12 protein-coding genes are annotated in these 16,098 nt (G+C 43.1%); 10 read left to right on the top strand and 2 right to left on the bottom strand.

Annotated elements, in window-relative coordinates:
* Nucleotides 1–617: 617 nt before the first annotated feature.
* The 7 genes from uvrA to nusB all read left to right on the top strand — a co-directional run bounded on the left by uvrA (nucleotide 618) and on the right by nusB (nucleotide 8,572).
* Nucleotides 618–3,443: an excinuclease ABC subunit UvrA gene (gene uvrA / locus STRCR_RS03945; RefSeq protein WP_004225223.1), complete on the top strand. Its 2,826-nt coding sequence runs from the start codon at nucleotides 618–620 to the stop codon at nucleotides 3,441–3,443.
* 420 nt (nucleotides 3,444–3,863) lie between these two features.
* Nucleotides 3,864–4,733: a hypothetical protein gene (locus tag STRCR_RS03950; protein WP_004229544.1), complete on the top strand. Its 870-nt coding sequence runs from the start codon at nucleotides 3,864–3,866 to the stop codon at nucleotides 4,731–4,733.
* Between the two features lie 363 nt (nucleotides 4,734–5,096).
* Nucleotides 5,097–6,164, top strand: a complete 1,068-nt coding sequence (locus STRCR_RS03955; RefSeq protein ID WP_004228175.1) for a M24 family metallopeptidase — start codon at nucleotides 5,097–5,099, stop codon at nucleotides 6,162–6,164.
* Nucleotides 6,165–6,173: 9 nt separating this feature from the next.
* The gene (locus STRCR_RS03960; protein ID WP_004226449.1) at nucleotides 6,174–6,629 is read left to right on the top strand and encodes a deoxycytidylate deaminase; all 456 of its coding nucleotides are present in this window, start codon (nucleotides 6,174–6,176) and stop codon (nucleotides 6,627–6,629) included.
* Between the two features lie 93 nt (nucleotides 6,630–6,722).
* Entirely contained in the window at nucleotides 6,723–7,283 is a 561-nt protein-coding gene (gene efp, locus STRCR_RS03965) for an elongation factor P (RefSeq protein ID WP_004225331.1), read from the top strand.
* A gap of 490 nt (nucleotides 7,284–7,773) precedes the next feature.
* Nucleotides 7,774–8,160 carry an Asp23/Gls24 family envelope stress response protein gene (locus tag STRCR_RS03970; RefSeq protein ID WP_004225183.1) on the top strand — a complete coding sequence of 129 codons (387 nt, stop codon included), beginning with the start codon at nucleotides 7,774–7,776 and terminating at the stop codon, nucleotides 8,158–8,160.
* The gene (gene nusB / locus STRCR_RS03975) at nucleotides 8,153–8,572 is read left to right on the top strand and encodes a transcription antitermination factor NusB (RefSeq protein ID WP_004229991.1); all 420 of its coding nucleotides are present in this window, start codon (nucleotides 8,153–8,155) and stop codon (nucleotides 8,570–8,572) included. Before STRCR_RS03970 ends, nusB begins: the two co-directional genes overlap by 8 nt.
* An 81-nt stretch (nucleotides 8,573–8,653) precedes the next feature.
* On the opposite strand, the gene STRCR_RS03980 is transcribed toward nusB, so the two are convergent.
* Both STRCR_RS03980 and STRCR_RS03985 read right to left on the bottom strand, forming a co-directional pair.
* A complete protein-coding gene (locus STRCR_RS03980) occupies nucleotides 8,654–9,616 on the bottom strand; it encodes a LacI family DNA-binding transcriptional regulator (RefSeq protein ID WP_004228785.1) in 963 nt (320 codons plus the stop codon).
* 3 nt (nucleotides 9,617–9,619) lie between these two features.
* Complete coding sequence (locus tag STRCR_RS03985) at nucleotides 9,620–11,056, bottom strand: sucrose-6-phosphate hydrolase (protein ID WP_004225382.1); 1,437 nt, start codon at nucleotides 11,054–11,056, stop codon at nucleotides 9,620–9,622.
* Between the two features lie 809 nt (nucleotides 11,057–11,865).
* On the opposite strand from STRCR_RS03985, the gene STRCR_RS03990 reads away from it, so the two are divergent.
* From STRCR_RS03990 to manA, 3 genes are all read left to right on the top strand, one after another.
* Nucleotides 11,866–13,830 (top strand): sucrose-specific PTS transporter subunit IIBC, encoded by a 1,965-nt coding sequence (locus tag STRCR_RS03990; protein WP_004226896.1) that lies wholly within the window; start codon nucleotides 11,866–11,868, stop codon nucleotides 13,828–13,830.
* A gap of 161 nt (nucleotides 13,831–13,991) precedes the next feature.
* On the top strand, nucleotides 13,992–14,882 hold the full coding sequence (scrK, locus tag STRCR_RS03995) for a fructokinase ScrK (RefSeq protein WP_004227685.1): 891 nt from the start codon (nucleotides 13,992–13,994) through the stop codon (nucleotides 14,880–14,882).
* A gap of 106 nt (nucleotides 14,883–14,988) precedes the next feature.
* Nucleotides 14,989–15,936 carry a mannose-6-phosphate isomerase, class I gene (gene manA, locus STRCR_RS04000; RefSeq protein ID WP_004229157.1) on the top strand — a complete coding sequence of 316 codons (948 nt, stop codon included), beginning with the start codon at nucleotides 14,989–14,991 and terminating at the stop codon, nucleotides 15,934–15,936.
* Nucleotides 15,937–16,098: the final 162 nt, after the last annotated feature.

The following is a 16,098-nucleotide window of genomic DNA, read 5'->3' on the forward strand; positions in this document are numbered from 1 at the left end:
TTTTTGTTAAGTCAAGCTTCTTATTTTTGGATTAAGGGTAAAATAAGTCAAACGGGAGTGCAAGCCCACAGCTAATATTCTTAGTTGAAAAACCAAACTTGATTTCGTGGGTATAAAAATCAGATGTCGGTAGCAGATCTTTATTTGTGGTATAAGGAAATTACTCTACATATATGGTTTCAGATTTCTTTCCACTTGGCAAAGAAGAAATCTGCTATAATAACAGGTTAGAGAGTGAATTTTAAAGTAATGTCTATTCGTTGAAAGTATAGCGTCTTTTAGCAAAGAAATGAACCTGCCTACACTCCTGTGAAAAAAGACTCACCTTCCTAGAATCTTGCGATTCTTCGTCCTTTTTCACAGTAGTTGATTGGTAACTCTTGTCGTATGCACGACAGCGACTTACCTAATCAACCTTGTGGCGGTGCTACGACGCTACCACAGATAGCTGTAGCACTCGCTATTTTTCTTTGGAGTGCTTAACGGCTTGGTATCTTAGAAAGGAAATGAACCCGCCTACGACTCTGTGGAATTAGATAAAATCTCCTAGGTGTCTTTTCACCTGCGTCGATTTTCCTAAATTCCTTTGAGTCGTTTAACGGCTTGGTATCTTAGTTATGCAAGATAAGTTAGTGATTCATGGGGCACGTGCCCATAATTTGAAAGATATAGATGTAGAAATTCCACGAGATAAACTGGTAGTAGTGACTGGTTTGTCTGGATCTGGTAAATCCAGTCTGGCTTTTGATACCATCTACGCAGAAGGGCAGCGGCGCTATGTGGAGAGTTTGTCAGCCTATGCTCGTCAGTTTTTGGGAAATATGGAAAAGCCTGATGTAGATAGCATAGATGGTCTCAGCCCAGCTATTTCTATCGACCAGAAGACGACCAGCAAGAACCCGCGTTCAACCGTTGGTACAGCAACGGAAATCAATGATTACCTGCGCCTACTCTATGCGCGTGTAGGGGTTCCTTACTGTCCAAACGGTCATGGGGAAATCTCCGCCAGCTCGGTTGAACAGATTGTTGACCAAGTTTTGGAATTGCCAGAGCGCACCCGTATGCAGATCTTAGCACCAGTTATCCGTCGCAAGAAAGGACAGCACAAGACCCTTTTTGAAAAAATTCAAAAAGAAGGTTATGTGCGTGTGCGTGTCGATGGTGAGGTCTATGATGTGACTGAAGTTCCTGAGCTGTCCAAGTCCAAGATGCATAATATTGAGGTGGTCATTGACCGTCTGGTCAATAAAGAAGGTATTCGCAGCCGTCTGTTTGATTCAGTGGAAGCAGCGCTTCGAATTGCGGATGGCTATGTCATCATCGACACCATGGATGGTAATGATTTGCTCTTCTCGGAGCATTATTCCTGTCCAGTCTGCGGATTTACCGTTCCTGAGTTAGAACCGCGTCTTTTTTCTTTCAATGCTCCTTTTGGGTCCTGCCCAACCTGTGATGGCTTGGGGATGAAGCTGGTTGTCGATATGGATCTCCTCATTCCAGATCCTAGCTTGACCTTGCGTGAGGGAGCCTTAGCGCCTTGGAATCCTATTTCTTCTAACTATTACCCAGCCATGCTGGAGCAGGCCATGGAAGCCTTCGGGGTTGATATGGATACGCCCTTTGAAGAGCTCTCGAAAGAGGATCAGGATCTGATTCTTTATGGTTCTGATGATAAAGAATTCCACTTCCACTATGTCAATGATTTCGGTGGGGTGCGTGATATTGACATTCCTTTTGAAGGCGTGGTTAATAATGTCAACCGTCGCTATCATGAAACGAACAGTGACTTTACCCGCAATGTCATGCGGAGCTATATGAACGAGTTGACTTGTACGACCTGCCACGGCTACCGTCTCAACGATGCTGCTCTCTCTGTTAAGCTTGGGGGCGAAGATGGTCTTAATATTGGTCAGATTTCAGACTTGTCCATTCAGGACCATTTGGCTCATCTTGGCACCTTGCATCTGTCGGACAACCAAGCAACGATTGCAGGACCGATACTAAAGGAAATCAAGGACCGCTTGACCTTCCTCAACAATGTCGGCCTCAATTATCTGACTCTGTCCCGGATGGCGGGAACCCTGTCAGGCGGAGAAAGTCAACGCATTCGTTTGGCCACTCAGATTGGTTCCAACCTCAGCGGTGTCCTCTATGTCTTGGATGAACCCTCTATCGGACTCCATCAGCGTGATAATGATCGACTGATTGCCAGTCTTAAGAAAATGCGTGATCTAGGCAATACCCTGATTGTTGTTGAGCATGATGAGGATACTATGCGGCAGGCTGACTGGTTAGTGGACGTTGGTCCGGGTGCCGGCCAATTCGGCGGTGAAATTGTTGCGTCTGGTAGACCAGAACAGGTCGCCAAAAATAAAAAATCGATCACCGGACAGTACCTGTCTGGTAAGAAGGAAATCCCTGTACCAACCGAAAGGCGAAAGGGAAACGGTCGTTTCATTGAAGTTAAGGAAGCAGCTGAGCACAACTTGCAATCGATTAATGTGAAGTTTCCCCTTGGAAAATTTATCGCCGTAACTGGTGTATCAGGTTCAGGGAAATCGACCCTCGTCAACAGTATTTTGAAAAAGGCTATTGCGCAAAAACTTAATCGCAATTCGGAAAAACCAGGTAAGCATAGGAGCGTCGAAGGGATTGAACATATTGAGCGCTTGATTGATATTGACCAGAGTCCAATCGGCCGGACACCGCGTTCCAATCCAGCGACTTATACAGGGGTTTTTGATGATATTCGTGATCTCTTTGCCAAGACTAATGAAGCCAAGATTCGCGGTTACAAAAAGGGACGCTTTAGTTTCAATGTCAAGGGAGGACGCTGTGAGGCCTGCTCAGGTGACGGGATTATTAAGATTGAAATGCACTTTTTGCCGGATGTCTATGTTCCGTGTGAAGTCTGCCATGGCACGCGCTACAACAGTGAGACCCTAGAAGTTCACTACAAGGAAAAAAATATCGCAGAGATTCTTGATATGACCGTTAATGATGCGGTAGATTTCTTCGCCCCAATTCCCAAAATTGCTCGCAAACTTCAAACCATCAAGGATGTCGGGCTGGGTTATGTGACACTGGGTCAGCCAGCCACCACCCTATCAGGTGGGGAAGCTCAGCGCATGAAGCTGGCCAGCGAACTTCATAAGCGCTCAACTGGTAAGTCCTTCTATATTTTGGATGAGCCAACGACTGGTCTGCATACCGATGATATTGCCCGTCTGCTCAAAGTCTTGGAGCGCTTTGTCGATGAAGGAAATACTGTTCTGGTCATCGAGCATAATTTGGATGTCATCAAAACTGCTGATTATCTAATTGATTTAGGACCAGAAGGCGGTGTTGGCGGCGGTCAAGTTATCGCTACAGGTACCCCTGAGGCAGTAGCCAAAAATCCTCAGTCCTTTACCGGCCAATATTTGCAAGATAAGTTAAAATAACCATAAGAAGCCAGAAGAGTCTGGGCAAAAAATCGTCCAGTATCTTTGTTTTGGAATAAACGCTTGGTGCAGTGGTTGGGAGCAAGACTTGTTGGCTATGCCAAGAAGTTTTCCCCACTGCACAGTTCATTAGGGAGTGGGAATACGAACCAAAATTTTCAATTTTTGGATTGTTCTCACTCCCTTTTTATGTGGAGAAGGTTAGGTGTCCAATTCCATCTGAATCAAGTTCTAATGTATATAGTGTCTTTTAGGCAATAGCCCCTTAGCAATTTTCTGGTGTCACAAAAATATCATAAATGTAATATTATGTCATAGAAGTCTTTATCAATATTGCCCTAAGGCTTTTTGTTTGCTATACTAAAGGTATATTTAATTTTTAGAAAATTATCATTTTTTAAACTAGAGGGAGAAAATGATATGGATGATTGGGAAATCAGAAATTCTATAGACCGCAATACTTGGGAACAATCGAGGCAGAGTTCTGCGCTGGAAAAAATACAGCGAAATCAAGAACGTTTTCATCAGGAACTCATAGATGAACAGCAAGAGAGGGAGATGCGGGAGAAAATTTCCCGTTTGGAGTTAGCTCTAGCTCAGACAAGTGATCCTAAAAAGCGACAACAAGTCAAAAATTTATTAGATGAAGCAATTTTGGAGCAAAATCTTTATTATATAGAAAAGGATAAGTTGGAGCGCCAAGAAAGGCGTAAGCAACTTATTTATAATATTTTGGTGGTTTTGATTCTGGTAGTTTTAGCCTGTGTTGCTTTTGTTCTTTGGACTTCCTATCAAAACAAGAAGAGCCAAACTGACCAAATCCAAGCAAGTTCAATTTCCTTGTCATCCAGTCAGGCTTCCTCAGATCTAACTTCTTCCTCTACTCAGGCAGACAGTGAACGTGTTGCTTATGACGGTGTGTTTCCTAACCAAATGATTGGAACTTGGAAGGGGACCATGTCAGGAATGCCAACTACGATTACTTTCTCGAGCAATGGTGACTTAAGAATAAAGGTTAATGGAAGCGATAGCAGTAGTTCTGAAGTCTCTGGGACAGTCTATTCAATGATTCCAGTTGATGAGACAACTTATAGAATTGTGGATTATTCAGGAACAGTGTTGCCTGCGCAGCTAGGGGGGAGTGGTATTCAATACGACTTTGGTTACAAATTAAGTTCTGACGGACAAACGTTATATCCTATTCTTTGGCAGTATGGAATGAATGAGGAGCCAAACTATTCCGAGTACAGTATCTATGAGAATGGTTCTTATACTAAGGTCAACAATTAATCTATATCATTTAAGAGAGACTATGGTTTCGGTAACGCAACGTATCAGAAAATTAAGCAACCTCGGGCTGGTTATCCTTTCTTTTAAGAACTTCCAAAAACTGCAGAGGATTGAGCTAAAAGGATTAGAATGTCAAAAATATATTAGATTTCTTCGGTAACCAAAACTGCGTACGAAAGGCCCTAAAACTTTACTCAGAACATTTAAAATGGTTAAGCTGAGTGATTTGAGGCATTATCGATTATGAAATGCCTTAGTTTTCAAACAAGTCTATTAAAGTCAGTCTTTGTATAAATTCTTTCAAATTAGTAATTTACCCTCATTCATGCTAGAATAAAGCTATTCGATGGGAGGTGTTTTCAGGTGTTTGAAGCGCGTGTAGAAAAACTGCTGGCAGCTTTGGAGAAGACAGCCTGTGATGGCTTTTTAGTTACTAATTTAACGAATATCTATTATTTGACTGGCTTTTATGGCACGGCAGGAACAGTATTTCTTTCCAAGCAGCAGCGGCTTTTTCTGACAGATTCCCGTTACAGCCTTTTGGCTAGAGACCAAGTTAAAGGCTTTGAGATTATTGAGACCCGCCAACCGCTTGCTGATATTGCTGAGATTATTAAAGGTGATCAATTGACTGCAATTGGTTTTGAGGGGGAAGCTATTTCCTATCACTACTATCAGCAGTTGAAGGAGAGCTTTGCGGATTACTGCTTGCAATCTCTGACTGATTTGATTGAACAGTTGCGAATGATTAAGGACAGCAGTGAGATTGAAGCTATTCGTCAGGCCTGCAAAATCTCTGATCAGGCCTTCTTAGATGTTTTAGATTTTATCAAGCCTAATCAGACTAGCGAGATTGAAGTCGCCAATTTTCTTGATTTTCGGATGCGAGAGCGAGGAGCGACCGGTCCATCTTTTGACTTTATCGTAGTTTCGGGCCGGCGTTCTGCCATGCCCCACGGCCGAGCCAGCGAAAAAATTATCTGCCAGGGTGAGACCCTAACCTTAGACTTCGGCTGTGTCTATCATCACTACGTCAGTGACATCACGCGAACGATTCATATTGGCCAGCCTTCTGACGAAGAGCGGTCTGTTTATGATATTGTCCGCAAGAGCAATCAGGCTGTGATTGACTCCGTCAAGGCTGGTATGAAACGCTGTGACTATGATGGCCTTGCTCGTCGAGTCATTGATCAAGCTGGTTACGGTGCTTGCTTCACCCACGGTATTGGTCACGGGATCGGTCTTGATATCCATGAAGGGCCTTACTTTGGGCAGTCAACCGACTTGGTGGAGTCTGGGATGGCCATCACTGATGAACCTGGGATTTATTTGGATGGAAAATTCGGTGTACGGATTGAAGATGATATACTGGTGACTGAGACAGGCTGTGAAGTTCTGACTAAGGCACCCAAAGAATTGATTATTATTTAGGAGGTTTCCATGACTGAAAATCGTCTATCTTGGCAGGATTATTTTATGGCTAATGCCGAGCTGATTTCTAAGCGGTCAACTTGTGACCGTGCCTATGTTGGAGCGGTTCTGGTTAAGGACAAACGGATTATCGCTACGGGCTATAACGGCGGGGTTTCCGAAACTGATAACTGCAATGAGGTCGGCCACTATATGGAAGACGGTCATTGCATTCGGACGGTTCATGCTGAGATGAATGCCCTGATTCAATGTGCCAAGGAGGGGATCTCGACCAAGAATACCGAAATTTATGTCACCCACTTTCCTTGTATCAACTGCACCAAGGCTCTTTTGCAGGCAGGTATCAAGAAAATCACCTATAAAGCCGACTATCGTCCCAATGCTCTGGCTATCGAACTGATGAAACAAAAAGGTGTGGAATATATTCAGCATGATGTTCCCCATATCACCTTAGGGAGGGACTAGGCAGAGGCTGTTTACATTCACAAAGAATTTGAGTAGCATCACAAATTATGATAAAATAAGCTGATAACTAAATTAATGAAGAGGTAGAAAAACATGATTGAAGCAAGTAAGCTTAGAGCTGGTATGACTTTCGTGACAGGTGATGGAAAATTAATCCGCGTTCTGGAAGCCAGCCACCATAAACCAGGTAAAGGGAACACTGTTATGCGGATGAAACTGCGTGACGTTCGTTCAGGTTCAACCTTCGATACGACCTACCGTCCCGAAGAAAAATTTGAACAAGCTATCATTGAAACAGTGCCTGCCCAATACCTTTATAAGATGGATGATACAGCCTACTTCATGAATAGCGAAACCTATGACCAATATGAAATTCCAGTGGCTAACGTGGAAAATGAACTGCGTTACATTTTGGAAAACGGTGACGTTAAAATTCAATTCTATGGAACAGAAGTAATTGGGGTACAGGTCCCAACAACTGTTGAACTGACTGTTACGGATACCCAGCCGTCTATCAAGGGTGCTACCGTAACAGGTTCAGGTAAACCAGCTACCTTGGAAACAGGTCTTGTGGTCAATGTGCCAGATTTCATCGAAGTTGGCCAAAAATTGGTCATCAATACCCAAGAAGGAACTTACGTATCACGTGCCTAAAGCTACGATATTAGGGGCAAAGGGAGTGGGAAGGGACCCAAAAATTGAAAATTTTGGGTCCTCACCACGTTCTGGTTTTAAGGGGGGTGACCTGAAACGGTCTTTCTCCAGACCATCTCACTCCCACCTCTGTACAGTTGGCTAGGTTTTCCACTTTGGCCTTATGGAAAAAGGAAAATAAGCCAGCAGTAGTTCATTGGTGCTAAAACACCTAATGAATTGTGCAGAAGTAAGACTTCTTGGCCTAGCCGACAAGTCTCACTCCCAATCACTGCGCCAAGAGTTTATTCTGAAACAGGGATACTGGACGAGTTTTTGTTCAGGCTCAACGAAAGCTCTTATCTATAGTTTTTTAAGTCCCTGACTGACTTGGTTTGACTAGTGTTACCGACTGGTCAAATTTTGTGTCATCAACCAATAAAAAGTTTGATAAAACTTAGCCTTGCTTAAGGCGTAAATTTTAATAAGAATAATTAGAAAGGACAGACCTATGACAGAAACAATTGGAGATATTGTCATCGCTCCTCGGGTGTTAGAGGTTATCACAGGAATTGCAGCGACCAAGGTTGAGGGGGTATATTCGCTCAACAATAAGGCTGTAACGGATAGCATCAGTAAAACTACCCTTAGTCGTGGTGTCTATCTCACTACCAGTGGTGAAGATAAGGTCACAGCGGATATTTACTTGCAACTGCAGTACGGGGTAAACGTTCCGGCGGTTTCGATTGAAGTTCAAAGAGCTGTTAAATCAGCTGTCTACGATATGGCTGAGGTTGAAATTTCAGATGTCAATGTTCATGTTGTTGGTATCGTTCCTGAAAAGACGCCAAAACCAGATATGACAGCCTTGTTTGATGAGGATTTCCTGAATGACTGATTCAAGACATAATCTACGAGAACGAGCTTTTCAAGCGATTTTCAGTTTAGAATTTGGTCGAGCTGATTTTCTTCAGGCTGCTAGCTTTGCCTATGCCTATGACAAAGTAGCAGAAGAAGGACAAGCATTTGACGTTCCAACTCTGCTCTTGAATTTAGTCAAAGGAACCATGGATAATCTGGCTGAAATTGATACTTATATTATTGAGAATCTTAAAGAGGGCTGGTCTTTAGAACGGCTGACCTTAACCGACCGCAGTCTCCTACGTTTAGGACTCTTCGAAATTAAGTACTATCAAGAAACTCCTGACAAGGTTGCCCTCAATGAGATTATTGAGTTGGCTAAAACCTACTCCGACCAAACGTCCGCCAAATTTATCAACGGCATTTTGACAAAGTTTGTTGAAGAATAATACAAAATGACCCGAGTTGGTCATTTTATTTTGGTGAAAAGTGAAAAATCCCTTAGCTATTGGTTGCCAAGGGATTTATTTTTATAAAGATTTTCCGGTTAGGAGGCTGATGGGCAGGGTGTAGTGTTCTTGAACGTCTTTACCATCAATCTTAGCTAGAAGGACATCAACCAAGAGCTCAGCAATTTCCTTGATGGGCTGTTTGATCGTGGTCAACTGTGGGAAATAATTCTCCACAAACTGAGTCCCATCATAGCCAACAATTTTGAGGTCTTGGGGAATTTTAATGCCCAGATCATCCGCAATTTTCATCGTCAGAATGGCTGTCATGTCGTCGGAAGTAAAGATTCCCTGAGGCTTCTCCTGAGACAGGATGGACTTGATTTCCATCTCTTTGCGAATAGCAGAATAATCGCTGGGAATGTTGAAAACCTTAGCTTTAGGAAGAACAGAGCTAAAACCCTTGCGACGCAGACCAGTGGTTGAATTGGAATTATCATTACCAGTAAACATGATAATATTTTGGCAGCCCACCTTTTGCAGGCTAATGGCCGCTAATTTTCCGCCTTCAAAATTATCGGAAGAAATAACAGGGATACGGGGTGCCAGATTGCGGTCAAAGGCAACAATGGGAGCTTCCACCCGTTCGTAATCCTCGATATCCAAATTGTGGCTGGAAGAGATGATACCATCAACCTGATTAGCCGCCAGCATTTCCAAGTAGTCTCGCTCTTTGTCAGATTCGTTCTGGCTGTTGCAGATAATGACCTTGTAGCCGTGATAAAAGAGGATATGTTCCAAGTGTTCAATAATTTCAGCGTAGAACACATTAGAAATTTTGGGGAAAATCAGTCCGATTAGTTTAGAGGATTTTCCCTGAAGCCCACGGGCTAGGTTGTTGGGTTTGTAGCCCAGTTCACGCATGGCTGCATGGACTTTGTTCTTGGTCTTTTCAGAGAGGTAGCCCTTATTGTTGATAACACGAGAGACGGTGGTCGGGCTGACACCAGCCAATTTGGCAACATCAGTTAATTTTGCGACCATAGCTTATCCCTTTAAGTGATAGTAAGTTCCGCTGACCTGACCAGAGAGAACTTTAAGACCTGATTGGCCAGCTTGAGGAAAGACCCGACTGGTAAAGACCTTCTCACCCTTGTTGATGAAGATTTCTACGATGGATTTATCAACAAAGATACGAGCTTCCAGAGTTTGGTTCAATTGGCATTCTCTCGTTGTACCAAACTCAGTCGCATATTGGACACCAGCTTGAGAGCGATCGAGGATAACCTTACCCTTGTCATTATCGATGGTAAGCTTAAGACCATGTCCCTTTTGGTCTGCGAAGAGGAGAAGTTCTGTCTTTTGGTCAGGAGCAAAGGTCAAGTCTAATTCATAACAATTATCTGTCTGAGACTTGTCAGCAAAGGCTTCTTGGTTGGTTCTCAGACTAGTCATGGCTGAAACGGGATATTGGTAGAGTTTACCATCCTTGATGGACAGTTCCTTAACCAAACTCATCGCTCCCTGATAGTCATATTGGTCGGTCGGATAGTCGACATCTGGAAGTCCAATCCAGCTGACACAGTAGGCTCTGCCATCAGGCATATTGAAGCCTTGGGTAGCATAGGCTTCAAAGCCATAATCCAGATTTAAAATTTGGGAAGCACCGACAAGGGCTGGTCGATTTATGTCAAACGTTTGACAGATTTTATAGGTGTTGGGATAAATATTATCATAGGCTAACTCAGATTTGTCCAAACCCTGAGGGCTGTAGAGAAGGACTGGTTGTCCATCGACAAAGACCAAATTTGGACACTCAATCATATACTCAGAGCCTGTGCCGCCAAAATCTAGATTACCGACTTCTTGCCAGCTGTGGACATCGTTATTGAGAGCCTTGTAGAGCTTGATAAAGCCTTTTTTATCAAGGGATTGCGCCCCAATGATGGCGTAGTATTGTCCCTTGTAATCAAAAATCTGTGGGTCGCGGAAGTGCTCAGTCACATCGGCTGGCTGTTTGATAAGGATGTCGTCGAATTTTTCAATATGGCCTTTCTTATCCATCCAAGCTCCGATTTGGCGAGGATCCCGTACCCAGTCTTGGTTGCGGACATTACCAGTATAGAAGATGAAGAGTTTATCATCAATCGGATAGGCAGAACCCGAATAAGCTCCGTGGCTATCATTTTCATGGTCAGGTTGGAGAGTAATGCCCGTTTCCTTGAAGTGAACTAGGTCTTGAGATTCGGTGTGGACCCATTGTTTCAGGCCATGCGCTGCACCGAAAGGCCAATTTTGATAAAAAAGCTGGAATTTTCCGTTGAAGTAAGAAAAACCATTTGGATCGTTTAAAAGGCCGGTCTTTGGTTCGATATGATAGTTGGCTCGCCAAGGAGAAGCAGCGATATGAGCTTCGATCTTAGCTTTCTCCTCATCGGTCCAGTCAGCATAGGGGCGGTAACGCACCTCTGTCGGTAGGTTCATAAATATTCCTCCATATATTATATGTCAACTATTGGCAAGAAATGTCACGTCCATAACATAGTAAAGGTTTTCATAGAAAAAATCAAGGGGCAGGGGTTGGTCTATTTAAAATAAATGTAGACCCCCTACACTACTTACTATTTTGTGACTCATCATGTTCCTTACTATAATTTTGACGTGCTAAGGTTCACCTCGCAAGAAAAGTAGTTCTATTTTTATAAAGATTAGCTTCACGATGGTGCTGTATACTGTGTGTATGCCTGTTCTTCTTATTAACCCTGTCAGACCGTATTATCGACTGGTCTGGTGTCATGTCGCAGGGATAAAATAGGTTTGATCTTTTCGCGATCACCTTATTACGCTAGTCGCTATGGCGATCTAGCTCTATCCCATACTAATCCAGTCAATCCAGTATTATCGACTGGTCTGACTTCATGTCGCGGGTAGCATAGTTTTGGTCTATGCTGAAATTTTAATGACGGTTTTTGGGATGGTTAGCAGTGTTTTGTGGTTTGTTCCACTAGTTCAAGGAGTTCTGAAAATTTTAAGTGTATTGACTTTGATTAGTAATAAAACACTCGGTCTTAGCAGGTTGTTCTATCCCATAGCATTAGAGGGAATTCTGCTCTCATTTAAGATGAGGAGTCGAATGCATTTTGTTTAACGAATTCAACAAATCAGTAAGGGGAAAATAAAATTTCTGCAAAGCGGTTGACATAGTGGCGGTCTTATGTTAAATTAAGAATTGTAAAAAAGCGTTTTCAAAAACTGAAAGCTTTTATCTTATTAAATTTTAAAGGAGTTACGCAATGGATTATGCTAAAGTAGCTGCCGACGTTATTAAAGCAGTCGGTAAAGATAATCTGGTCGCAGGTGCCCACTGTGCCACTCGTCTTCGCCTCGTTCTAAAGGACGATACGAAGGTTGACCAAGAGGCTCTTGATAACAATCCCGATGTCAAAGGGACTTTCAAGATGGATGGTCAATATCAGGTTATTATCGGTGCTGGCGATGTTAACCATGTTTATGCTGAGTTGATTAAGCAAACTGGTTTGAAGGAAGTTTCTACCGAAGATGTCAAGAAAATTGCAGCAGAAGGGCATAAGCAAAACCCAATTATGGCCTTTATTAAGGTCCTGTCTGAAATTTTTGTACCGATTATTCCAGCCCTTGTTGCCGGCGGTCTCTTGATGGCGGTCAATAACATCTTTAAGTCAGAAGGATTGTTTGGATCACAATCACTGATTGCCCAATATCCACAAGTTTCCGGTATCTCTGACATGCTGACTGTCTTGTCGGATGCCCCATTTATCTATATGCCAGTCTTGCTTGGTATCTCAACTGCCAAACGTTTTGGCGGTAACCAGTTCCTTGGAGCTGCTCTGGGACTTATGATGAGCTCGCAAGAACTTAATGAAGCTGTGGTGAAAGCAGCTGGAACGTCACTGAATTGGAATTTCTTTGGCTGGACACTTCATGCACAGCAATATACTTCACAAGTTATCCCAGCGATTATCGCCGTTTGGGTTATGTGTATCATTGAAAAATGGTTCCACAAACATTTGCATTCAGCAGTTGACTTTACCTTTACACCGCTCTTTACAATGATTATCTCAGGTTTCTTGACCTTTGCCATCATTGGTCCAGTCTTTGGTCAAGTTTCTGACTGGGTAGCCAATGGTTTGGTTTGGTTATATGATACCTTAGGCTTCTTGGGTATGGGTATCTTTGGTGCTTTCTATACGCCAATCGTTGTTACGGGACTTCACCAATCCTTCCCAGCCTTCGAGACAATTCTGCTGAATTCCTATAAAGCTGGTCATGGCTCAGGGGACTTTATCTTCGTTGTGGCTTCAATGGCCAATATGGCGCAAGCCGCTGCAGCTTTTGCTATCTTTGCTTTGACTAAGAATTCTAAAACTAAGGGACTTTCAAGTTCAGCTGGTGTTTCAGCTCTTCTTGGTATTACTGAACCAGCAGTCTTTGGGGTTAACTTGAAATACCGTTTCCCATTCTTCTGCGCTTTGGTAGGTTCGGCTATTGCAGCAGCTATCGCTGGTCTTTTACGAGTTATTGCCGTATCGTTAGGTTCAGCCGGTGTTCTTGGCCTTATCTCTATCGCGCCTAAATCAATTCCTTTCTATTTGATTTGTGAAGTGATTTCCTTCGTCATTGCTTTTCTAATCACTTACTACTATGGTAAGACTAAGGAAGCAAAGGTATTTGAAGCAGAAGCGGCTGTAGCTGCTGCTGAAGCTGATGTCGAAGCACACGGTCTTGATGAAGCCTCAGGCAACGAACCAGCAGCTAAAGCAGAAGTTTCTGAAGAAACCATTTACGCTCCACTTGATGGTCAAGTTGTTGAACTGTCTTCTGTCAATGACCCTGTCTTCTCATCAGGGGCTATGGGTAAAGGTGTTGCTATTAAACCTAGCGGTAATACGATTGTATCGCCAGTTGATGGCATTGTACAAATTGCTTTTGAAACCGGCCATGCCTATGGTTTGAAATCAGATCAAGGTGCTGAAGTTCTTATTCATATCGGTATCGATACTGTCTCAATGGATGGTAAAGGTTTTGAGCAAAAGGTCAAAGCCAACCAAGCTATTAAGAAGGGTGATGTTCTTGGAACATTTGATGCAGCAGCTATTGCAGATGCAGGCCTGGAAGATACTACCATGGTTATTGTAACCAACTCTGCAGATTATACAGATGTTACTCCGGTAGCTTCAGGTTCTGTTACGGCTGGTGCTGACTTGCTTGAAGTAAAATAAGTTTGGTATATTATAAGGGGGTGAGATTTTGGTCTCGTTCCCTTTTGATTTGCTGTTCAAAAACTTCTTTTATTGGCAGAAAACCTTGGGATTTTCATTGATTTATGCCCTTGAATTTTTTATAATGAAGTAGAGATAGATAGGTATAGAGAGGAAAAATGATGACTAAATTATACGGAAGTGTGGAAGCAGGCGGAACCAAGTTTGTCTGTGCTGTCGGCGATGAAAATTTTCAGGTCGTAGAAAAAGTGCAGTTTCCAACGACGACACCCTATGAAACCATTGATAAGACTGTAGAGTTTTTTAAAAAATTTGAAGCCAACTTGCAAGGAATTGCCATCGGCTCATTTGGCCCTGTTGATATTGACGAAAATTCGAAGACCTATGGTTATATCACCAAGACCCCTAAGCCTAATTGGTCAAATGTAGATTTGGTTGGCTTGATTGCCAAGGAATTCAAGGTCCCTTTCTATTTTACGACGGATGTCAATTCATCAGCTTATGGTGAAACTATGGTTCGCCAAGGGGTTGAAAATCTGGTTTACTACACTATCGGAACGGGTATCGGAGCTGGGGCTATCCAACGCGGAGAGTTTGTTGGTGGCGCTGGTCATACAGAGGCTGGCCATGTTTACGTTGCCCTGCATCCCAGCGATGTAGCTAATGAATTTCACGGGACCTGTCCCTTCCATAATGGCTGTTTAGAAGGTTTAGCAGCTGGTCCTTCACTGGAAGCTCGCACAGGAATTCGGGGCGAATTGATTGAACAGCATTCAGATGTTTGGGATATTCAGGCTTACTATATTGCCCAAGCTGCTGTTCAGGCGACTCTTCTTTATCGTCCAGATGTGATTGTCTTTGGCGGTGGTGTTATGGCTCAGGAGCACATGTTACGTCGGGTGCGTGAGAAATTTACGAATCTGCTCAATGATTATCTCCCTGTTCCGCCTGTTGAAGATTATATTGTCACACCAGCTGTATCTGGCAATGGCTCAGCTACTATTGGTAATTTTGCCTTAGCGAAAAAGGCAGCAGGACGTTTTGATCAGTAAGATAATTATAGTGAATAGGTGCTAGATGGCTGATGGTCTTTCCTATTCACTTTTTTTCTTTTGAGAAAAATGTTAAAATGGCAGATAAAAACGGAGGAAAACAGCCATGGCAGAACCATTATTTTTAAAGGCTAGTATGCATGACAAAATTTGGGGTGGGACAAGACTGAGAGATGTCTATGGTTATGATATCCCGACAGAAACAACAGGGGAATACTGGGCCATTTCCGGTCACCCTCACGGGGTTTCCATTATTGAAAACGGTTCTTTGGCTGGTCAGGGCCTAGATCGAGTTTATCAAGAGAGGCCCGAGCTCTTTGGCAATCCATCCAGTCCGGTTTTTCCGCTCTTAACGAAGATTTTAGATGCCAATGATTGGCTCAGTGTTCAAGTTCACCCTGACGATGCCTATGCCCAGGAACATGAAGGGGAATTAGGAAAAACTGAGTGTTGGTATATTCTGGCTGCCGATGAGGGGGCGGAAATTATCTATGGGCATACCGCCCAGAGTCGTCAGGAATTAGCAGAGCGGATTGAAGCTGGGGATTGGGATCAACTCTTAACGAGAGTGCCTGTCAAGGCTGGTGATTTCTTTTATGTACCAAGCGGCACGATGCATGCCATTGGTAAGGGAATTATGGTGTTGGAAACTCAGCAGTCTAGCGATACAACCTACCGGGTCTACGACTTTGACCGTCCTGATGCGTCAGGAAACTTGCGTCCTCTGCATATTCAGCAGTCCATTGATGTCATGACGATTGGTCAACCGCAAAATTCCCACCCTGCCACTTTAAAAACGGGTGACTTAACCTCGACCTTGCTGGTAGCCAATGAATTCTTTACGGTCTATAAGTGGCATGTTGTTGGTCAGACTAATTTTGAGGCTGTTGCCCCCTACTATCTTGTCAGTGTCATTGATGGTCAGGGCCAGATTAGGATTGCTGACCAGTCCTATCCATTGGATAAAGGACAGCATTTTATCCTGCCTAATACCGTTAGAAATTGGGAAATGTCTGGGGAATTATCTATGATTGTCAGCCATATAACGTCTTAACAAAGCAAATCAAGGAGAAGCGATAAGCTCCTTGATTTTTTTGTCAATAATTAGGTCGTGATGTTATTTTTGAAGCTGTATTAGGTGTTAAATTCTAAAAAATATAGGGCGTCGTCAGGCGGAGAAAGCGGGCCAGATAAAAAGCAGAATTCTCAGAGTAAG

The sequence above is a fragment of the Streptococcus criceti HS-6 genome, from assembly GCF_000187975.2.
Lineage (GTDB): Bacteria > Bacillota > Bacilli > Lactobacillales > Streptococcaceae > Streptococcus > Streptococcus criceti.

Coding starts and splice junctions, on each gene's coding strand:
- uvrA (WP_004225223.1), top strand. CDS start 618: ATGCAAGATAAGTTAGTGATTCATGGGGCACGTGCCCATAATTTGAAA.
- STRCR_RS03950 (WP_004229544.1), top strand. CDS start 3,864: ATGGATGATTGGGAAATCAGAAATTCTATAGACCGCAATACTTGGGAA.
- STRCR_RS03960 (WP_004226449.1), top strand. CDS start 6,174: ATGACTGAAAATCGTCTATCTTGGCAGGATTATTTTATGGCTAATGCC.
- efp (WP_004225331.1), top strand. CDS start 6,723: ATGATTGAAGCAAGTAAGCTTAGAGCTGGTATGACTTTCGTGACAGGT.
- STRCR_RS03970 (WP_004225183.1), top strand. CDS start 7,774: ATGACAGAAACAATTGGAGATATTGTCATCGCTCCTCGGGTGTTAGAG.
- nusB (WP_004229991.1), top strand. CDS start 8,153: ATGACTGATTCAAGACATAATCTACGAGAACGAGCTTTTCAAGCGATT.
- STRCR_RS03980 (WP_004228785.1), bottom strand. CDS start 9,616: ATGGTCGCAAAATTAACTGATGTTGCCAAATTGGCTGGTGTCAGCCCG.
- STRCR_RS03985 (WP_004225382.1), bottom strand. CDS start 11,056: ATGAACCTACCGACAGAGGTGCGTTACCGCCCCTATGCTGACTGGACC.
- STRCR_RS03990 (WP_004226896.1), top strand. CDS start 11,866: ATGGATTATGCTAAAGTAGCTGCCGACGTTATTAAAGCAGTCGGTAAA.
- scrK (WP_004227685.1), top strand. CDS start 13,992: ATGACTAAATTATACGGAAGTGTGGAAGCAGGCGGAACCAAGTTTGTC.
- manA (WP_004229157.1), top strand. CDS start 14,989: ATGGCAGAACCATTATTTTTAAAGGCTAGTATGCATGACAAAATTTGG.